19 protein-coding genes are annotated in these 18,187 nt (G+C 72.7%); 6 read left to right on the forward strand and 13 right to left on the reverse strand.

From position 1 onward, the window contains the following. Window positions 1-186 precede the first annotated feature (186 nt). Window positions 187-537 carry a hypothetical protein gene (locus ACIQNG_RS22245; RefSeq protein WP_401487206.1) on the forward strand — a complete coding sequence of 117 codons (351 nt, stop codon included), beginning with the start codon at window positions 187-189 and terminating at the stop codon, window positions 535-537. 37 nt (window positions 538-574) lie between these two features. After that, window positions 575-1,021 carry a DUF6314 family protein gene (locus tag ACIQNG_RS22250; RefSeq protein ID WP_401429177.1) on the forward strand — a complete coding sequence of 149 codons (447 nt, stop codon included), beginning with the start codon at window positions 575-577 and terminating at the stop codon, window positions 1,019-1,021. Here the strand turns inward: ACIQNG_RS22250 and ACIQNG_RS22255 are convergent. The 3 genes from ACIQNG_RS22255 to ACIQNG_RS22265 all read right to left on the reverse strand — a co-directional run bounded on the left by ACIQNG_RS22255 (window position 1,018) and on the right by ACIQNG_RS22265 (window position 3,727). After that, window positions 1,018-1,608: a histidine phosphatase family protein gene (locus tag ACIQNG_RS22255; protein ID WP_401429174.1), complete on the reverse strand. Its 591-nt coding sequence runs from the start codon at window positions 1,606-1,608 to the stop codon at window positions 1,018-1,020. The genes ACIQNG_RS22250 and ACIQNG_RS22255 overlap by 4 nt on opposite strands. A 171-nt stretch (window positions 1,609-1,779) precedes the next feature. Next, window positions 1,780-2,223, reverse strand: a complete 444-nt coding sequence (locus ACIQNG_RS22260) for a GNAT family N-acetyltransferase (protein WP_401429172.1) — start codon at window positions 2,221-2,223, stop codon at window positions 1,780-1,782. A gap of 40 nt (window positions 2,224-2,263) precedes the next feature. After that, complete coding sequence (locus ACIQNG_RS22265; RefSeq protein ID WP_401487209.1) at window positions 2,264-3,727, reverse strand: PLP-dependent aminotransferase family protein; 1,464 nt, start codon at window positions 3,725-3,727, stop codon at window positions 2,264-2,266. On the opposite strand from ACIQNG_RS22265, the gene ACIQNG_RS22270 reads away from it, so the two are divergent. Beyond that, window positions 3,726-4,640, forward strand: coding sequence for a DMT family transporter (locus ACIQNG_RS22270; protein ID WP_401487211.1), 915 nt, complete (start codon window positions 3,726-3,728; stop codon window positions 4,638-4,640). The two genes, ACIQNG_RS22265 and ACIQNG_RS22270, sit on opposite strands and share 2 nt — an antisense overlap. A gap of 91 nt (window positions 4,641-4,731) precedes the next feature. Continuing rightward, window positions 4,732-4,932, forward strand: a complete 201-nt coding sequence (locus tag ACIQNG_RS22275) for a DUF1918 domain-containing protein (RefSeq protein ID WP_401487213.1) — start codon at window positions 4,732-4,734, stop codon at window positions 4,930-4,932. Window positions 4,933-4,945: 13 nt separating this feature from the next. On the opposite strand, the gene ACIQNG_RS22280 is transcribed toward ACIQNG_RS22275, so the two are convergent. Then, entirely contained in the window at window positions 4,946-6,196 is a 1,251-nt protein-coding gene (locus tag ACIQNG_RS22280) for a glycoside hydrolase family 10 protein (protein ID WP_401487215.1), read from the reverse strand. A 215-nt stretch (window positions 6,197-6,411) separates the two neighbouring features. Here ACIQNG_RS22280 and ACIQNG_RS22285 point away from each other — a divergent pair, with 215 nt between their 5' ends. Then, on the forward strand, window positions 6,412-7,284 hold the full coding sequence (locus tag ACIQNG_RS22285) for a 3-hydroxybutyryl-CoA dehydrogenase (RefSeq protein WP_401487217.1): 873 nt from the start codon (window positions 6,412-6,414) through the stop codon (window positions 7,282-7,284). Window positions 7,285-7,472: 188 nt separating this feature from the next. On the opposite strand, the gene ACIQNG_RS22290 is transcribed toward ACIQNG_RS22285, so the two are convergent. The 8 genes from ACIQNG_RS22290 to infC all read right to left on the reverse strand — a co-directional run bounded on the left by ACIQNG_RS22290 (window position 7,473) and on the right by infC (window position 16,624). Continuing rightward, window positions 7,473-8,525 (reverse strand): PP2C family protein-serine/threonine phosphatase, encoded by a 1,053-nt coding sequence (locus ACIQNG_RS22290; RefSeq protein WP_401487219.1) that lies wholly within the window; start codon window positions 8,523-8,525, stop codon window positions 7,473-7,475. Between the two features lie 300 nt (window positions 8,526-8,825). Beyond that, window positions 8,826-11,339: a phenylalanine--tRNA ligase subunit beta gene (gene pheT, locus ACIQNG_RS22295; protein ID WP_401487220.1), complete on the reverse strand. Its 2,514-nt coding sequence runs from the start codon at window positions 11,337-11,339 to the stop codon at window positions 8,826-8,828. After that, complete coding sequence (gene pheS, locus ACIQNG_RS22300; protein ID WP_401429155.1) at window positions 11,339-12,460, reverse strand: phenylalanine--tRNA ligase subunit alpha; 1,122 nt, start codon at window positions 12,458-12,460, stop codon at window positions 11,339-11,341. The genes pheT and pheS overlap by 1 nt, the downstream gene beginning before the upstream one ends. A 137-nt stretch (window positions 12,461-12,597) precedes the next feature. Beyond that, complete coding sequence (locus ACIQNG_RS22305; protein WP_401487222.1) at window positions 12,598-13,737, reverse strand: ATP-binding protein; 1,140 nt, start codon at window positions 13,735-13,737, stop codon at window positions 12,598-12,600. Window positions 13,738-13,801: 64 nt separating this feature from the next. Beyond that, the gene (locus ACIQNG_RS22310; protein ID WP_401487224.1) at window positions 13,802-14,650 is read right to left on the reverse strand and encodes a TrmH family RNA methyltransferase; all 849 of its coding nucleotides are present in this window, start codon (window positions 14,648-14,650) and stop codon (window positions 13,802-13,804) included. Between the two features lie 483 nt (window positions 14,651-15,133). After that, window positions 15,134-15,517 (reverse strand): 50S ribosomal protein L20, encoded by a 384-nt coding sequence (gene rplT / locus ACIQNG_RS22315; protein ID WP_401429148.1) that lies wholly within the window; start codon window positions 15,515-15,517, stop codon window positions 15,134-15,136. A 111-nt stretch (window positions 15,518-15,628) separates the two neighbouring features. Next, a complete protein-coding gene (gene rpmI / locus ACIQNG_RS22320) occupies window positions 15,629-15,823 on the reverse strand; it encodes a 50S ribosomal protein L35 (protein ID WP_121888283.1) in 195 nt (64 codons plus the stop codon). Between the two features lie 111 nt (window positions 15,824-15,934). Then, entirely contained in the window at window positions 15,935-16,624 is a 690-nt protein-coding gene (gene infC / locus ACIQNG_RS22325; protein ID WP_401429146.1) for a translation initiation factor IF-3, read from the reverse strand. A 358-nt stretch (window positions 16,625-16,982) separates the two neighbouring features. Between infC and ACIQNG_RS22330 the strand changes: the two genes are divergently transcribed. Further along, window positions 16,983-17,330, forward strand: coding sequence for a DUF1844 domain-containing protein (locus tag ACIQNG_RS22330; RefSeq protein ID WP_401429144.1), 348 nt, complete (start codon window positions 16,983-16,985; stop codon window positions 17,328-17,330). Here ACIQNG_RS22330 and ACIQNG_RS22335 read toward each other — a convergent pair. Continuing rightward, window positions 17,321-18,070 (reverse strand): SseB family protein, encoded by a 750-nt coding sequence (locus tag ACIQNG_RS22335; protein WP_401487227.1) that lies wholly within the window; start codon window positions 18,068-18,070, stop codon window positions 17,321-17,323. The genes ACIQNG_RS22330 and ACIQNG_RS22335 overlap by 10 nt on opposite strands. Window positions 18,071-18,187: the final 117 nt, after the last annotated feature.

Raw genomic sequence — 18,187 nt, forward strand, 5'->3', positions numbered from 1 at the left:
GTATCCGGAAGGCGGATCTTTGCGGAGACTGCGGTCTGGGAGGGCGCCGCCGCCGGACGCTTCCCTGGGCAGCGCCTCGGCCGATGGGGCCGACGGAAGCGCTCCGTCACATCTGAGTACGGTACGCAGACCGGGGTGAGTAGCCGAGCGGTGTGGCGCGGCCGTCGTACGGCGTTGGATCGGGGCATGGACGCCACCGCCCCTCCCCCTCCCGCCCCCGCTCCCCCGGCCCCGGTCCCGGCAGGCACGGACCGCACTCGGCTCTGGTCCGCCGGGTGCGCTCTCCTCTTCGCGCCGGCGGCCCTGGTGACCTGGATCCTCACCCTCCTCTCGGAGCGGGCGGCGCGATGTCTGACGTACGGCGAGGGGTGCGAGCCCGGGCTGCCCGACTCGGCGTTCGACGGGAGCCTCGGGCTGGGCGTCGTCGCCTGTGCGGTCGCCCTGGCCGCGCCCGCCGTACGGGTGCGGCGGGTGGCACTCGCCGTGCAACTGCTCGCGGAGTGCATGGCCCTGGTGGTGATCCTGAGCCGGGCCTGACCGGTCGGGCGGCCTGGGCGGCGGCTACCGTGGCGGCATGGGTGAGTTCTGGCCGGTCCCGGACGTGCTGGCGTATCTCGCCGGGAGCTGGCGGGTCACGCGCGAGGTACGGGATCTCGACGGGGGCGACGAGGGCCGGTTCACCGGCGACACCGTCTTCGCGCCCCTGCCGGACGGGGGCGGGCTGCTGCACCGGGAGTCCGGCACGTTCGTCTGGCGGGGCGAGGCCAGGCCCGCCGGTCGGACCCTGCGTTTCGCGCCGGGGGCGGCGCCGGGCACGGCCGAGGTGAGGTTCGCGGACGGCCGCCCCTTCCACCCCCTCGATCTGACCGGCGGGCGGTACGTCGCCGAGCACCCGTGCGCCGCGGACCTGTACCGCGGCGAGTTCACGGTCGCCGGCCCGGACCGCTGGCGTACGGTCTGGCGGGTGGGCGGCCCGGCGAAGGACCTGCTCCTGGTCACCGACTACACGCGCGATTCCTAGAGGGGCGAGCTGTTGGGCGCTCCGTCGAAGCGGAGGTTCCAGCGGCCCGCGCGGCCGGTGACGGTGGTGGTCGACAGCGGGCGCACATCGAGGTTCCAGTAGGTCGCGGGCGGGGCCTTGAGCGCGTAGACCAGGGCGGCCCGGATCACCGCGGGCTCGGCGACGGCGACGAAGTGGACGCCGTCCCCCACCGGGCGGGTGTCGAGCCAGCCGCCGACGCGGGTGATGAAGGAGATCAGGGACTCACCGCCGTGCGGGGTGCCGCGCGGGTCGGCGAGCCAGGCGTCGACCGCCGCCGGTTCCCGGGCCATCGCCTCGCCCAGGGTCAGCCCCCGCCAGCGGCCCATGTCGCAGTCCCGCAGGGCGGGTTGGACCAGCGGGGCGTAGCCGAGGGCGTCCCCGGTGGCGCGGCTGCGCGGGGTCGGCGAGCAGTAGCGCAGTTCGGCGGCGGCGAGCGGCACCAGCTCGCGGGCGACGCGCTGCACCTCGTACCAGCCCGCCTGATCCAGCGGCCGGTCGTCCTCGAAGGTCTCGGCGAGCAGCGGTGAGCTGCGCGCGGCGGCGACGAACGTGACCCGAAGTGCCATGCGGGGATCGTGTGCCCGCGATGTGCCCAGGTCAAGAGGGGCCGCCCAGGAGCTACCGACGGTACGCAAGGGTTTACCGGAAGGCAGGAATCAGTCGGGCATACGCCCTGAATCGCCGCCCGCGCGAGGGGGGTTGACGGGTGCCGGACGGGCGGCATCCCCACGGCCCGCTCAGTAGGTCAGCACCATCCAGTGGTCGGGCCGCTCCAGCCCCCGGAAGCCGATCCGCTCGTACACGCCGTGCGCGTCGTGCGTGGCGAGCAGCAGCCGGTTCAGCCCGCAGGGCCGCAGTTCCTCGCGGACGGCGGTGACCAGCGCGGTGCCGAGGCCGTGGCCGCGGACGGCGGGGTCCACGTACACGTCGCACAGCCAGGCGAAGGTGGCCCGGTCGGTGACGACCCGGGCGTAGGCGACCTGGGCGCCGGTTCCGCTGTCGTAGACGCCGAAGTTGAGGGAGCCGGCGATGGCCCGGTCCTGCTTCTCGCGGGGGCGGCCGAGCGCCCAGTACGCGTCGGTGGACAGCCAGTGGTGCACGCGGGCGGCGTCGATGCGGTCGGGGTCGGTGGAGATCTCGTAGCCCTCGGTGAGGACGGCCGTGGTGGTGGTGTCGGTCATGGCGGGATCCTCACAGCGCGGCGTGGGTGTGTCGACCGGTTTAGGGGGCGCCGAGCACCTCGTCGCAGGCGGTGCGCAGCCGTCGTAGGCCCTCGGCGATCTCGGTGGTGCCGGAGACGGCGGCGAAGCTGAGGCGGAGGTGGGCGCCGGGGGGTTCGGCGCTGAAGGAGGGGCGGCCGGGGGTGAGGGCGACGCCCGCGCGCAGGGCGGCGGTGTACAGGGTGCTCTCCGCGGCGGAGCCGGGGGTGCGGGAGGTGCCGTCGGGCAGCCGCAGCCACAGGTGGTAGCCGCCGGAGGGGATGTGTGGGAGGGCGAGTTCGGGCAGGTGGTGGCGCAGGCCCGCGGTCATGGCGTTGCGGCGGGTGGTGAGTTCGGCGGACAGGGCCCGCAGGTGGCGGGGCCACGCGGGCGAGCCGACGAGTTCGAGGGCCGCCTCCTGGAGCGGGCGCGGTACGAAGAAGGAGTCCACGATCTGGATGGCGCGCAGTCGTTCCAGGGCGGGGCCGCGGGCGGCCAGCGCGCTGACGCGGAAGCTGGGCGAGGTCGCCTTGGTGAGGGAGCAGACATGGACGACGACGCCGTCGGGGTCGTCGGCGGCGAGCGGGGGCGGCAGGGGCCCGGCGTCCTCGTGCACCAGCCGTCGTACGAAGTCGTCCTCCACGACGAAGGCGCGGGCGTCGCGGGCGATGCGCAGCACCTCGGGGCGGCGCTGGGCGCTGAGGACCGCGCCGGTGGGGTTCTGGAAGAGCGGCTGGCAGACGACGACGCGGGCGCCGGTGGCGCGGAAGGCGTCGGCGAGCAGGGCGGGTCTGATGCCGTCGGCGTCGACCGGGACGGGGACCGGGCGCAGTCCGGCGGCGCGGGCGATGGCCAGCATCCCGGGGTAGGTGGGCGACTCGACGAGGACGGGCGCGCCGGGCGGGGCGAGGGCGCGCAGGGCGGTGGTCAGCGCGGACTGGCCGCCCGCGGCGATGAGTACGTCGGCGGCGGTGAGGGAGTCGCCGATGCCGCGGGCGAACCACTCGCGCAGTTCGGGCAGTCCCTCCAGGGGCGGGCGGCCCCAGGCGCCAGGGCGGCGGCCGGCCCGGGCGAGCGCGGCGGTCATGGCCTTCTCCGGCTGGAGGGAGGCGTGGAGATAGCCGCCGTTCAGCTCGATGACCCCGGGCGGCGGTGCGGCGAGGCAGACGGTGACTCCGGAGGCGTCCACGGTCCGGGGGACGGCGTCGGCGGCGCCGTCGGCGCTGAGGGCGACCTCCTGCCAGGAGGTGTCACCGGTCGGCGCGAGCGGGGTGCGGGGGCTCGCGCGGAAGGCTCCGGCGCCGGGGCGGGTGACGACGAGGCCCTCGGCGGCGAGCTGGGCGAGGGCGCGCGAGACGGTGACCGGGCTGACCCGGAAGCGTTCGACGAGCGCCCGGCTCGACGGGAGCTTTCCATCCGGAGAGTAGCGCTGCACCTCGGGGCGCAGCCGTTTCACCAGTTCATCCACGCTGCTACGCTCTTGCATGAGAGCACAGGATAGCGCTATCGCACTGAACTCGATAGCGGTGAGCGACTCGCGCCGGACCGGTTCCGGCACTCTGGCGGCCGTCCTCGGGGTCGTCGCCTTCTCCCTCACCTTCCCGGCCACCGCCTGGGGTCTTGAGGGGTTCGGGCCCTGGTCGCTGGTGGCGGTGCGCAGTGTCCTCGCGGCGGTCGTCGCCGGGGGCTGTCTGCTGGCGCTGCGGATCCCGCCGCCCGACCGCGCCCACTGGCCGGGGCTCGCGGTGGTGGCGGGCGGGGTCGTGATCGGCTTCCCGCTGCTGACGACACTCGCCCTGGAGACCTCCACCACCGCGCACGCGGCCGTCGTGGTGGGGCTGCTGCCGCTGACCACCGCGCTGCTGTCCGCCCTGCGCACGGGACACCGGCCCTCGCGCACCTTCTGGGCGGCGGCCGTGGCGGGCGCGGCGGCGGTCCTCGCCTTCACGGTCCTGCGGAGCGGTGGCGCGCTGACCACCGCCGATCTGCTGCTCTTCGGGGCGCTGCTGGTGTGCGCGGCCGGGTACACCGAGGGCGGCCGGCTGGCGCGGGTGATGCCGGGCTGGCAGGTGATCGGCTGGGCGCTGGTGCTGTGTCTGCCGCTCGGGGTGCCGGCCGCGGCGCTGGCGCTGGCGCACGAGCCGGTGCGGCTCACCGCGCACAGTGTGACCGGGCTGGTGTGGGTCGCGGCGGGTTCGCAGTTCCTCGGGCTGGTGCTCTGGTACCGGGGCATGGCCGCCATCGGGGTGCCCAGGGCCAGTCAGTTGCAGCTCGCCCAGCCGCTGCTCACACTGGTGTGGTCGGTGCTGCTGCTCGGCGAGCGGCTGACACCGGCCGCCCCGCTCACGGCTGTGGCGGTGCTGGTGTGCATCGCCGTCACCCAGCGGGCCCGCGGCTGACACCGCCCGGGATCCGGTCGAACGGCCCCGGCGGGCCCAGCCTCGTAGACTCGACAGCACGGACCGCCGCTCCGGCGTCAGGAGGCCCCAGATGCGCGCAACCGAGGGCGACCAGCTTGTCCAGCACGGCAGGGTGGTCGGCCAGAACGACAAGGTCGGCGAGATCGTGGAAGTGATGGGACAGGGCGGCCGGCCGCCGTACCGGGTCCGCTTCCAGGACGGTCACGAGGGAGTCTGCTCCCCGGGCCCCGACACCGAGATCCGGCACCGGGAGACCGCCCGCGGCCGGTGAGCCGCCGGGGGCCTCAGCGCGGAGGTGCCGCCGACCGCCGGTAGTGGTCGGCGACCACCCGTGCCATGGCCCCCGCCGGGTCGGCCGCCACGTCCTTCGCGCCGAAGAACACATGCCCGCTCACCTCGGGGTGCTCGGCCGCGAGCGTGAGATGCCGGGAGAGTTCGGCGGGGTCCTGCCAGGCGGCGGGCTGACCCGAGGCGCCCGCCTTGTAGAGCGCCTCCCCGATGTGCAGCCGGGTGCCGCTGCCCTTGGCGACCTCGGCCCACCACGGGATCAGCTTGGCGTAGTCGGCGGCGGAGTTGCCGATGTGCCAGTACAGCTGGGGGCAGATGTAGTCGATCCAGTTCTCCCGCACCCAGCGCCGGGTGTCCGCGTAGACGTCGTCGTACGACTGGAGGGCCCGGGTGTCCGAGCCCAGCGGGTCGGTGGAGGCGTTGCGCCACACGCCGAACGGGCTGATGCCGAACCGGGTGCCGGGCCGGGTCCGGGCGATGCCGTCGGCCATGTCGCGGACCAGCCGGTCGATGTTGTCGCGCCGCCAGTCGGCCCGGGTGGAGAAGTCGCCGCCGTGCTGGTCGTAAGCCCGGTCGTCGTCGAAGGTCTGGCCGGCTTCCGGGTACGGGTAGAAGTAGTCGTCGAAGTGGACGGCGTCGACGGGGTACTTGGCGACCGCGTCCAGCATCGCCTGCTGCACGAACGCGCGGACTTCGGGCAGCCCGGGGTTGTAGTACAGCCTGCTGCCGTACTTCACCACCCAGTCGGGGTTGCGCCGGGCCGGGTGGGAGGCGATCAGCCGGGTCGGGTCGGAGTGGACGGCGACGCGCAGCGGATTGCACCAGGCGTGCAGTTCCAGGCCGCGCCGGTGGGCCTCCGCCACGGCCGTGCCGAGCGGGTCCCAGCCGGGGTCCTGGCCCTGGGTGCCGGTGAGGTACTGCGACCAGGGCTCGTGCGGTGAGGGCCACAGCGCGTCGGCGCAGGGGCGCACCTGGAAGATCACCGTGTTGAGCCCGCGGTCCACGGCCCGGTCGAGATGGGTGAGGAGTTCGGCACGCTGCTGCTCGGCCGTGAGCCCGGACCGCGAGGGCCAGTCCCGGTTGGTGACCGTGGCCAGCCACACCCCCCGCATCTCGCCCTCGGAGGCCCACCGCCCGCCCGCGGGGCGGCCCTGCCCCCGGCTGCCGGGCACGGCCTGCGCCTCCGCCGCCGTCACCAGGGCCGACAACGCGGCCAGCGCGAACGTCCGTCGGGACAGCCGTCCCATGCCTTCCACCTCCGTACGCTACGGATCCGCCCGGTCACGGTCCGTCCTCCGGCACCCAGGATGCCCGCCCCCCGCCGGTCGACCGGCGATTTTTACCGGTAACGTGCACGAACGGAGCAGAGTGCCGCACCGGCGGCGCCCTGCGGACGGGCATGCACGGGGTAGGGACCGGCGTGACCGGGCACGGACCAGCGTGACACGGCGAAAGGGACGAAGTGACCGGCTTCTCGGGTGATATCGAGCGCGTGGGCGTGGTCGGCTGCGGCCAGATGGGGGCGGGCATCGCCGAGGTGTTCGCGCGGGCCGGACTCGACGTCAAGGTCGCCGAGACCACCGGCGAGGCCCTGGAGTACGGCCGGACCCGGCTGCTCACCTCACTGGCCAAGGCGGCCGAGCGCGGAAAGATCACGGAGGCCGAGCGGGACTCCGCACAGGCGCGGCTCACCTTCACCACGGATCTGGGCGAGTTCGCCGACCGTGATCTGGTGATCGAGGCCGTGGTCGAGAACGAGCAGGTCAAGACGGAGATCTTCCAGGTCCTGGACCAGGTGGTGACCCGCCCGGACGCGATCCTCGCCTCCAACACCTCCTCCATCCCGCTGGTCCGGCTCGCGGTGGCCACCTCCCGCCCGGACCAGGTGGTCGGCATCCACTTCTTCAACCCGGCGCCGGTGCAGCAGCTGGTGGAGCTGATCCCGGCCCTGACCACGTCGGAGGGCACGCTCAGCCGGGCCCAGCTCTTCACCGAGAAGACCCTCGGCAAGCACGCCATCCGCGCCCAGGACCGCTCCGGCTTCGTGGTCAACGCGCTGCTGATCCCGTATCTGCTCTCCGCGATCCGGATGTTCGAGTCCGGCATCGCGAGCCGTGAGGACATCGACAACGGCATGGAGATGGGCTGCGCCCACCCGATGGGCCCGCTGAAGCTGTCCGACCTGATCGGCCTGGACACGGTGGCCTCGGTGGCGCACTCGATGTACGAGGAGTACAAGGAACCGCTGTACGCCGCTCCCCCGCTGCTCCAGCGGATGGTGGACGCGGGCCGGCTGGGCCGCAAGAGCGGCTCGGGCTTCTATACGTACGGCTGATCCCTACGGACGATCGCGACGGCTCCTGCCCTCGGCTGATCCTCGCGGCTCTTCCCTTCGGCCGATCCTCGCAGCTCCTGCCCTCGGCTGGTCCCTACGGCTCTTCCCCTCGGCCGCCGGCCGGGGGCCGGTGGATGCGGACCGGGCGCACCCCGACGGGTCTGGCGTTTCGCGGCCTCGATGTCCTGTCAGTGGTGCGCCCGGTGGCCCACCGGGCGGCCGGGGCACGGGACGGTGGCGCCGCGTTCGTTGCGCAGCACGAGCATGGCGATGTCGTCGGCGGGGGCACCGCCGCTGTGCCGCATCAGCCGGGCGTGGACCGCGCCCAGTACGGTGCGCGGTGGTTCGGGGCCGTCGCGGACGGCGTCGGCGAGCGCGGCGGTGAGCGGGAAGAACCGGCCGTGTGTGTCCCGCGCGTCCTCGACCCCGTCCGTGTGCAGGAACAGGCTGTCGCCGGGCAGCAGCGATCCACCGGGCAGCGGCACCAGGTCGGCCGGGAGCGGGAACAGCCCGAGCGGTGGCAGGGGTTCGGTGACGGAGAGGGGTACGACCCGCCCGCCGCGCAGCAGATGCGGCCAGGGGTGCCCGCAGTTCAGCGCCCGTACGTCGCCGTCGCGGCGGATCTCCAGGAGCAGTACGGTGACGAACTCCTCGGCGACCGCGAGGTCCGGGTCGCCCAGGGACTGGGCCACGCGGGCCTTCTCGCGCAGATGCCGGGCGAGCGCGCGGTCCAGGCGGCGCAGTACTCCGGTGAGGTCGCGTTCGTCGTGCACGGCCTCGCGGAAGCTGCCGAGCACGGCGGCGACGGTGCCGATGGCGGCGAGTCCGTGTCCGCGCACGTCCCCCATGACGACCCGCACCCCGTGCTCGGTGGAGATCACGTCGTAGAGGTCGCCGCCGACGAACGCGCCCTGCTCGGCGGAGCGCTGGGCGGCGGCGACGGCCAGTCCGTCGACCCGCGGGGGCAGGGGTCGGAGCAGTGCCGCCTGGGCGGCGCCCGCGACCCGGCGGACCTGCTTCAGCTCGGTCAGCAGCACCTGCCGTACATGGAGCACGAGCCCGGTACCGACCGCGAAGAACACGGCGCTGGTGACGATCCGCGCCCCGAGCCCGGTCTGCTGGGCAAGGGGGCAGCCGAGCTTGTAGGTGATGGCGACCGCGCCCCAGGCCGCCGGCAGTCCCAGCAGAAGACCGCGCCGCAAGGGCCTTCGGCCGGTCACCCCGGCTCCGAAACGCATCATCCCGATGCCCCCCTTTAGGCCCTGACAGCCGCGGACCGACCCCGAGAGGCCGGTCCGATTCTGTCGCTCCTCGCCCCGTACGAACCAGATCACCCGAATTCATCACTCAAATGAGTGAGGTGACTCGAATTCAGTACATGTATGCAGCAAGAACCCCGCCCTGCAAGTGCGGCACACGCCCTCACCCGGGCGCCCCGAACGGGGCGCGGGGAACCGCGCGCTCAGCGACCGCGGACCGAAATCCGCCGACGAGCCCGCAGCCCCCCGCTCACAACGCGTGCGAAGGAGAGGTGCACCCCCTCAGCCCCGCAGCACCGCACCCACCCGCTCCCCCGCGAGAGCGACCGCCGCGTCCCGCGCGGCCGAAGCCTCCTCCACGGTCAGCGTCCGGTCACCCGCGCGGAACCGCAGCGCGTACGCCAGCGACTTCTTCCCGGCCCCGAGCTGCTCGTCGTTGACGTACACGTCGAACAGCCGGATGCCCTCCAGCAGTTCACCGGCGCCCTCGCGCAGTGCGGACTCGACGTCCGCGTGCGGGACGGACCTGTCCACGACCAGCGCGACGTCCTGGGTGGCGACGGGGAACGCGGAGATGGCCGGCGCCTGCGGCACCCCACCGCCGGCGGCGGCGACGGTGTCCAGGTCCAGCTCCATCGCACAGGTACGCTCGGGCAGCCCGAGCGCCTTCAGCACCCTCGGGTGCAGCTCACCGGCGTGGCCCACCACGCGCTCGGCGCCGTCCACGACGACGACCAGTTCGGCGCACCGCCCCGGGTGCCACGGCCCGTACCGCCCCTTGCGGACGACCAGTTCGACCCCGGCCTCCCGGCCCACCAGACGTCCCGCCTCGATGGCGTCGGCCCAGTTCGCCGGACGGCCCTTGCCCCACCAGCCGGCCTGCTCGCGGGCGCCGCTCAGGACGACGGCGACATGGCGCGGCTGCTCGGGCAGGGCCCGGTTCAGCTCGGCCAGTTCCTCGTCGGTCGGGCGCCGGTCCACCGGCAGGTGCACGGCGGCGCTCCCCCGCTCACGCGGGTGGAACACCAGCCCGGTCTCGAACAGCGCCAAGTCGTGCGACCCGCGTCCGTCGTTGCGCCGCAGCGCGCCGAGCAGCCCGGGCAGCAACGTGGTGCGCAGCGCCGGTTCCTCGTCGTTGAGCGGGTTGACGAGGGTGACCACCCGGCGGGCCGGGTCGTCGGCGTCGAGGCCGAGCTGGTCGAAGACCTGCTCACCGAGGAAGGGGTAGGTCGGCGCCTCGACATGGCCGGCGCCGGCCAGCGCCCGGCCGACCCTGCGGTGCAGCCGCTGCCGCTCGGTCAGCCCGCGGCCCGCCTCGGGCCTGGGCAGGGTGGAGGGCAGGTTCTCGTAGCCCTCCAGCCGGATGACCTCCTCGGCGAGGTCGTTGCGCTCCAGCAGATCGGGCCGCCAGGACGGCACGGTGACGATCAGCTCGTCCTGCCCGTACACGTCGCAGCCGACCTCCTGGAGGCGGCGTACGACGGTCTCCCGGCCGTAGTGGACACCCGCGACCCGGTCGGGGTGGTCGGCGGCCACGGTGATGGTGTGCGGCGCGGACGGGGCGATGACCTCGGTGACGCCGGCCTCGGCGGTGCCGCCCGCGAGCAGCACCAGCAGATCGACGGTGCGCTGGGCGGCGGCGGACGCGGCCTGCGGGTCGACGCCCCGCTCGAAGCGCCGGGACGCCTCGGAGGAGAGCTTGTGGCGGCGGGCGGTGCGCGCGATGGACACGGCGTCGAAGTGCGCGGCCTCGATGACGACACCGCTGGTGGCGCCCTCGGCGCGGTCGTGGTCGGCGATCTCGGTGTCGGCGCCGCCCATGACGCCCGCGAGCCCGATGGGGCCCCGGTCGTCGGTGATCACCAGATCCTCGGCGTGCAGGGTGCGCTCCGCCCCGTCGAGGGTGACGATCTTCTCGCCCTCCTCGGCCCGGCGGACCCCGATGGTGCCCTGGACCTGTCCGCGGTCATAGGCGTGCAGCGGCTGGCCCAGCTCCATCATCACGTAGTTGGTGACGTCGACGGCGAGCGAGATCGGGCGCATGCCGACCTTCTGGAGCCGGCGCTTGAGCCAGAGCGGGGAGCGTGCCTCGGGGTGCAGTCCGGTGACCGTGCGGGCGGTGAAGCGGTCGCAGCCGAGCGGGTCGGCGACGTCGACCGGGTAGCCGTAGGCGTTGGGCGCGGGGACGTCCAGGAGGGCCGGGTCGCGCAGCGGCAGCCCGTAGGCGATGGCCGTCTCCCGGGCGACGCCGCGCAGTGACAGACAGTCGCCGCGGTTGGCGGTGACGGCGATGTCGAGCACCTCGTCGACCAGTTCGAGCAGCTCGATCGCGTCCTTGCCGACCTCGGTCTCGGGCGGCAGCACGATGATGCCCTTGGTGCCGTCGTCACCCATGCCCAGCTCGTCGCTGGAGCAGATCATGCCGTGGGAGACCTTGCCGTACGTCGTGCGGGCGGCGATGGCGAAGCCACCGGGCAGCTCGGCGCCCGGCAGGACGACGACGACCTTGTCGCCGACGGCGAAGTTGCGGGCGCCGCAGACGATCTCCTGGGGCGCACCGGTGCCGTTGGCGGCGCCCACGTCGACCGTGCAGAAGCGGATGGGCTTCTTGAAGCCCTCCAGTTCCTCGATGGTCAGCACCTGCCCGACGACCAGGGGGCCCTTGAGGCCGTCGCCGAGCTGCTCGACGGTCTCGACCTCCAGGCCGGCCGAGATGAGCTTGGCCTGGACGTCACGACCGGTCTCGGTGGCCGGCAGGTCGACGTACTCCCGCAGCCAGGAAAGCGGGACCCGCATCAGATCTCCATCCCGAAGGGCCGGGTGAACCGGATGTCACCCTCGACCATGTCTCGCATGTCTTCGACGTTGTGGCGGAACATCAGCATCCGCTCGATGCCGAACCCGAAGGCGAAGCCGCTGTACTTCTCCGGGTCGACGCCGCAGGCGGTGAGCACCCGCGGGTTGACCATGCCGCAGCCGCCCAGCTCGATCCAGCCCTCGCTGGAGCAGGTGCGGCAGGGCCGGTCGGGGTTGCCGACGGACGCGCCGCGGCAGACGTAGCACACCATGTCCATCTCGGCGGACGGCTCGGTGAACGGGAAGAAGTTCGGCCGCAGCCGGGTCTTCATGTCCGGCCCGAACAACGACTGGACCATGTGGTCCAGGGTGCCCTTGAGGTCGGCCATGGTCAGGCCCTCGTCCACGGCGAGCAGCTCGACCTGGTGGAAGACCGGGGTGTGCGTGGCGTCCAGCTCGTCGGTGCGGTAGACGCGGCCGGGGCAGATCACGTACACCGGCGGCTCGCGGTCGAGCAGGGAGCGGATCTGCACCGGCGAGGTGTGGGTGCGCAGTACGACACCGGAGTCGGCGCCGCCCCGCTCGTCCCGCACGAAGAAGGTGTCGGCCTCGCCGCGCGCGGGGTGGTCGGGGCCGATGTTCAGGGCGTCGAAGTTGAACCACTCGGCCTCGGCCTCGGGGCCCTCGGCGACCTCGTAGCCCATGGCGACGAAGACGTCCTCGATCCGCTCGGACAGCGTGGTCAGCGGATGGCGGGCGCCGGCCGGTACGCGGTCGTGGGGCAGGGTGACGTCCACGTCCTCCTCGACCAGCACCCGGGCGTCCCGCTCCGCCTCCAGCTCGGCCTGGCGGGCGGCGAGGCCCTTGTTGACCGCGCCACGGGCCTGGCCGACCCGTTTGCCGGCGTCGGCCTTGGCGTGCGGGGGCAGGGCGCCGATCTCCCGGTTGGCGAGGGCCAGCGGGGAGGTGCCGCCGGTGTGGGCGACCTTGGCCTCCTGGAGCGCGTCGAGGGAGTCCGCGGCGGCGAAAGCGGCGAGCGCCTCGTCCCGCATGCGCTCGATCTCTTCCGGTTTCAACGCCTCGACCTCGACAGGGTCGTACGACTTATTCGGTGCCGACATCTCTTCCCGTGCTTCCGATTGGCTGGCTGAAGGTCCCCGTCACCGACTCGCTGCCGAAGCGCAGGGCCAAGGGAGGACACAAAGGTGCCAAAGGCCGAGTCTAACGGGGTGGGGCTGGGCGGATGCGCCCGTGGCCGTCAGGCGAGATACGCCGGAGCCGCCACGGGCAACGTAAATCGGAACTGGGCGCCGCCCTCGGGGGCGCGGCCGACCGTGATGGTGCCGCCGTGGGCCTCGACGATGCCCTTGACGATGTACAGCCCGAGGCCGGTGCCACCGCGCTTGCTGCCCCGCCAGAAGCGGGTGAAGACGCGGTTCATGGACTCCTCCGGGATGCCGGTGCCCTCGTCGCTCACGGTGACCGATGTGCCGGCGTCCTCCCCCTCCCGGGGGGACGCGGCGGGCGTGATGTCGATGGTGACGGTTCCCTCGCCGTGCCGCACGGCATTTTCGATGAGGTTACTGAGCACCTGGTCGACCTTGTCGGGGTCGGCCCACAGCGGCGGCAGCGGCTGCCCGACCCGCAGCAGAAACCGGTCAGCGCTCTGACCTGCGGCGACGTACGCCTGGATATGGCGGCCGACGGCGGCCCCCAGATCGACGGGCTGGCGGCGCACCTCAAGGCGCCCGGAGTCGATCCGCGAGATGTCGAGCAGTTCGGCGATGAGCCGGGTGACCCGGTCGGCGTCGGCGTCGACGGTCTCCAGCATCAGCCGCTTCTGGTCGTCGGTGAAGCGTTCCCACTTCGCGAGCAGGGTGGCGGTGAACCCCTTCACGGAGGTCAGCGGCGAACGCAGCTCATGGGCGACGGTCGCTATCAGCTCGGCGTGACTGCGCTCGGTGCGGCGCCGGGCCTCGGTGTCCCGCAGCGAGATCACCAGCCGCCGTACCGGCCCGGTCGGCTCGTCGCGCCCGTAGGTGGCGGAGACCAGCACCTCCCGGCCGCCCGGCAGCAGCAGATTGCGCTCGGGCTGGCGGACCCGGATGGCAAGGCCGCCGTAGGGGTCGGTCAGCTGCCACCAGCGGCGCCCCTCCAGGTCCTCTAAGGGGAGCGCCTTCTCCAGTTCCTGGCCGAGGGCGTCGGAGGCGGCGACGGCGGTGATCCGCTCGGCGGCCCGGTTGAAGCAGACGACCCGCCCGTGCTCGTCGGCGACGACGAGTCCGTCGGGCAGTTCGTCGGGGTCGATGCCGAGGTCCGCGTACGGCGTGGGCGGCCGGGACGCGGCAGGGCCGCGCACCCGTGGTGCGCCCGGCACGCCGTCCGTACCGACACTCATCCCCGAACCCCACCTCTCGGACCGCGCAGGAGGCCCCTGGAGCAGGTCACCCTACAGGCAGACCCTACGAACCGTTCACCGTGCGGCAGCCCCCGGTGGCTCGCTGTGCGCGGGCCGACGCGTAGAGACATACGGCGGCGGCGCTCGCCAGGTTCAGCGACTCGGCCCGGCCGTGGATCGGGACCCGGACGACGGCGTCGGCGAGCGCGCGGGTCTCCTCCGGCAGGCCCCACGCCTCGTTGCCGAAGACCCAGGCGGTGGGGCCGCCCATGGTGCCGTGGTCCAGTTCCTCGTCCAGGTCGTGCGCCCCGGCCCCGTCGGCGGCGAGTACCCGCACACCCGCGCCCTTGAGCCCGGCGACGGCCTGCTCGACGGGCACACCGACCGCGACCGGCAGATGGAACAGCGACCCGACCGAGGCGCGCACGGCCTTGGGGTTGTACAGATCGACCGACGCGTCGGTCAGTACGACGGCCTCGGCGCCGGCCGCGTCCGCGCACCGCAGCACGGTGCCGGCGTTGCCGGGGTCACGGACGTGGGCCAGCACGGCGACGAGCCGGGGCCGGGCCTTGAGGATCTCCTCGAAGGGGGTGTCGATGAACCGGCAGACCCCGACCAGGCCCTGGGGGGTCACGGTGGTGGAGATGTCGGCGATCACCTGCTCGGAGGCGAGATGCACCCGCGCCCCGGCGTCGCGGGCGTCCCCGACGATGTCGGCGTACCGCTCGGCGGCCTCGACGGTGGCGAACAGCTCGGCCAGCGTCCCCGGGACCGCCCCGGCCTCCCGCACGGCCTGCGGCCCCTCCGCCAGGAACAGCCGCTCCTTCCCCCGGAAGTTCCGCTTCTCCAACCGCCGCGCGGCGCTCACCCGGGGGGACCGGGGGGAGATGAGTTCGGGAGTGACGGGAGACATGGGTTGGTTCACCTTCAGAAGTCCGGATACCGCCTCAACAAAACCAAGCAAAAAACCCCAAAAACCCCAAAAAACCCACCTCGGGTCCGCGTCCCGGCCGATCTCTCGACACAGCCCGACCACCACCCCCCAGCCCCGCGTCCCGGCCACTCTCTCGACACAGCCCAACCACCACCCCCAGGGCCGCGTCCGGCCACTCTCTCGACGCAGGCCGACCACCACCCCCCAGGAGCGCGTCCCGGCCGACTTCTCGACGCAGGCTGACCACCACCCCCCAGGGGCGCGGGGAACTGCGCGACCAGCCACCCCCCACCCGCACCCGCCCGACAACCTGCCCCCGCACAACGCTCCGCGCCCCCCACACACACCCACACCCCCGCGGCAAGCGACAAGCGGCGAGCCACAAACGACAAGCAACAAACACAGGACCCGCAGGCACAGCCTGCGGGTCCAGAAGTCACACCGCCCAAGCCCAGCGCAGCGTCACGCGGCCTTGGGCGCGTTCACGTCCGCCGGCAGCGCCTTCTGCGCGACCTCGACGAGCGCGGCGAAGGCGTTCGCGTCGTTGACCGCCAGGTCGGCCAGGATCTTGCGGTCGACCTCGACGTTCGCGGCCTTGAGACCCTGGATGAAGCGGTTGTACGTGATGCCGTTCGCGCGGGCAGCGGCGTTGATGCGCTGGATCCACAGCTGGCGGAAGTCACCCTTGCGCTTCTTGCGGTCGTTGTAGTTGTAGACCAGCGAGTGGGTGACCTGCTCCTTGGCCTTGCGGTACAGGCGCGAACGCTGACCGCGGTAGCCGGAGGCCTGCTCGAGGATCGCCCGGCGCTTCTTGTGGGCGTTGACTGCCCGCTTGACGCGTGCCACTTGTTAACTCCTTGTAGCGGGGCCGCGGTGGGACTCACGCGGCCCGGAAATCGATGGGGTCCCGGTCAGAGGTCGGGCGCGGGGACGGTGAAGCACCGTCCGCGCCCGGCGTCACTTGCCGAGAAGCTTCTTGATCTTCTTGGCGTCGCCCGGGGCCATCTCGGCGTTGCCGGTGAGGCGACGCGTCACACGGGACGACTTGTGCTCAAGCAGGTGGCGCTTGCCGGAGCGCTCACGGAGCACCTTGCCGGAGCCGGTGATCTTGAAGCGCTTGCTGGCACCGCTGTGCGTCTTGTTCTTCGGCATAGCGCCGTTATCTCCTCGTCGGTGGCGCTCCGGTGCCCGGTCATGGAAACCGGGCACGGCTGGAACGTCGCTCTGTCTTTCGGTTCTGTCCTGGGACTCGCGTCCCGGGGATCACGCCTCGGCGTGCTCCTCGGCGGGGGCTTCCGCGGAAACCTCTTCCTCAGGAGCGTCGGTGTCGGCGGGGTTCTGCGAGCGACCGGGGTTCGCCTTCGCGGACGCCTTGCGGGCTTCCTGCGCCTGACGGGCCTCGGCCATCGCCTCGGTCTTCTTCTTGTGCGGACCGAGGACCATGATCATGTTGCGGCCGTCCTGCTTCGGGTTCGACTCGACGAAACCGAGGTCCTGGACGTCCTCCGCGAGCCGCTGCAGCAGTCGGTAACCCAGCTCGGGCCGGGACTGCTCGCGACCACGGAACATGATCGTGATCTTGACCTTGTCGCCCTGCTTGAGGAACCGGACGACGTGACCCTTCTTGGTGTCGTAGTCGTGCGGGTCGATCTTCGGCCGGAGCTTCATCTCCTTGATGACCGTGTGCGCCTGGTTCTTGCGCGCCTCACGGGCCTTCATGGCCGACTCGTACTTGAACTTCCCGTAGTCCATGAGCTTGCACACGGGCGGACGGGCGTTCGCCGCGACCTCGACCAGGTCCAGGTCGTACTCCTGTGCAAGCTCCAGTGCCTTGGCCAGGGGGACGATGCCCACCTGCTCGCCACTGGGACCGACAAGTCGCACCTCGGGAACGCGAATCCGGTCGTTGATGCGGGGCTCGGCGCTGATGGATCCTCCTCGGTAGCACCACACGGCGGTCTGGCGGACAGCCGCGTACGTCTCTATTCGTCAGACCTAACCGCGCCGAAGCACAAAAAATGCCCCGGCCGATCACAGGCGGGGCTCCTCGAACTACCGGAACACCGCCGCGGGGATCGCGGGGCGCGCTTTCGGACGGATCGCCACGGAAGGGCGAGGCCGTCTGACCGGTGACCCGCCGCCCGTGAGAGCGGCCAGGTGGGAGATCGGAGCCTCCACTTGTGGGCCGGGCTCGCTAGCGGTGAGGCATACGTGTCCGGCCGGTCGTCACACAAGGTTAGCAGCTCCCCAGGGCCACGGCGAACCGAGACCCACTGGGGCGGGGCCGGGCGCTGGCTCTATCGTGAACGCCATGAGTGAAGACACGCCCGACTTCAACGCCATGACCCGAGACATCGCCGAGGTTCCCGCGGTCGAGGTGATCGTGACGGTCGCGGTCAACCTGATGAGCGCCGCCGCGGTGAAGCTCGGTCTGACGGAGGAGGGCGCGAAGCACAAGGACCTGGACGAGGCCCGCAAGCTGATCCACGCCCTCGCCGGTCTGCTGGACGGCAGCGCGACGGAGATCAGCTCCTTCCACGCGGCCCCCCTGCGCGACGGTCTGAAGTCCCTCCAGCTCGCGTTCCGCGAGGCGTCCCTGGTCCCGGACGCGCCCGGCCAGGGCCCCGGCGAGAAGTACACCGGCCCGGTCTACGGCTGACCCGGGGCGTCTTCCCGTACGTACAGGGGCTCGCCCGGAGGGGTGGTCCCGGCCGGCAGCAGTGCCAGGTCGAGGCCGCGCACCAGGCGGGCCCTCAGTGTGTCGTCCCCCGCCATCCGCGCGGCGACGGCGCGGGCCGCCTCGGCCGGTTCGGCGGACGGGTCCAGGACGAGCGCCAGGGTGCCGTCGGCGCGGCCGGGGCCGAGGTGGGCGCGCAGCACCGCGGGTTCGGCGGCGACCGCGGCCCGGACCGCGGCGAGGACGGCCGGGTCGGTCAGCGGGTCGACGGTGGCGCGTCCCTCGGCCAGCGCCAGCAGCGCCGGTCCGGTCAGCTCGAACGGCACGGGTCCCGCCAGGTCCAGGACGACCGTGTCGGCCTGCTCGTGCGCGGCGGCCTGGAGCGCCTGGTGCAGGGGGACGGCGACCGGGCGGGCCTCCGGGTCCCAGCGGGCCAGCGTGGCGGTGGACGTGAACGCGGGCAGCGCGGTCCGGCCGCCCGCCTTCAGGGTGGGGACGGCCATGTCGCTGGTCTTCTCGCGGCGCAGCCCGTTCCCGTCCTCCTCCACCTCGCCGAGCACGGCCACCACGGGGACCAGCAGCCGGGCGCCCTTGAGCGCCGCCAGCACCGGACCGAGGGCGGTACGGTCCTCGGCCCAGGCGGCGAGCGCCGTGCTCAGCCGAGGGTCGGCCGAGCCGTCGTCGTCGGAGAAGCCGGGGTCGGGAATGTTCTTGTTCGCCACGCCCCGACCCTATTCCAGGGCCGTCCGGCGCCCGCCGGGACCCCGTACGGCCCGGTGGCCCCGGGACTGAGGGAACCGAGGGAACGGATCATCCCTCTTTCCTCTCATGGAATTCTC

Origin of the sequence: Streptomyces sp. NPDC091377 (assembly GCF_044757045.1) — a bacterium.
Classification (GTDB): domain Bacteria; phylum Actinomycetota; class Actinomycetes; order Streptomycetales; family Streptomycetaceae; genus Streptomyces.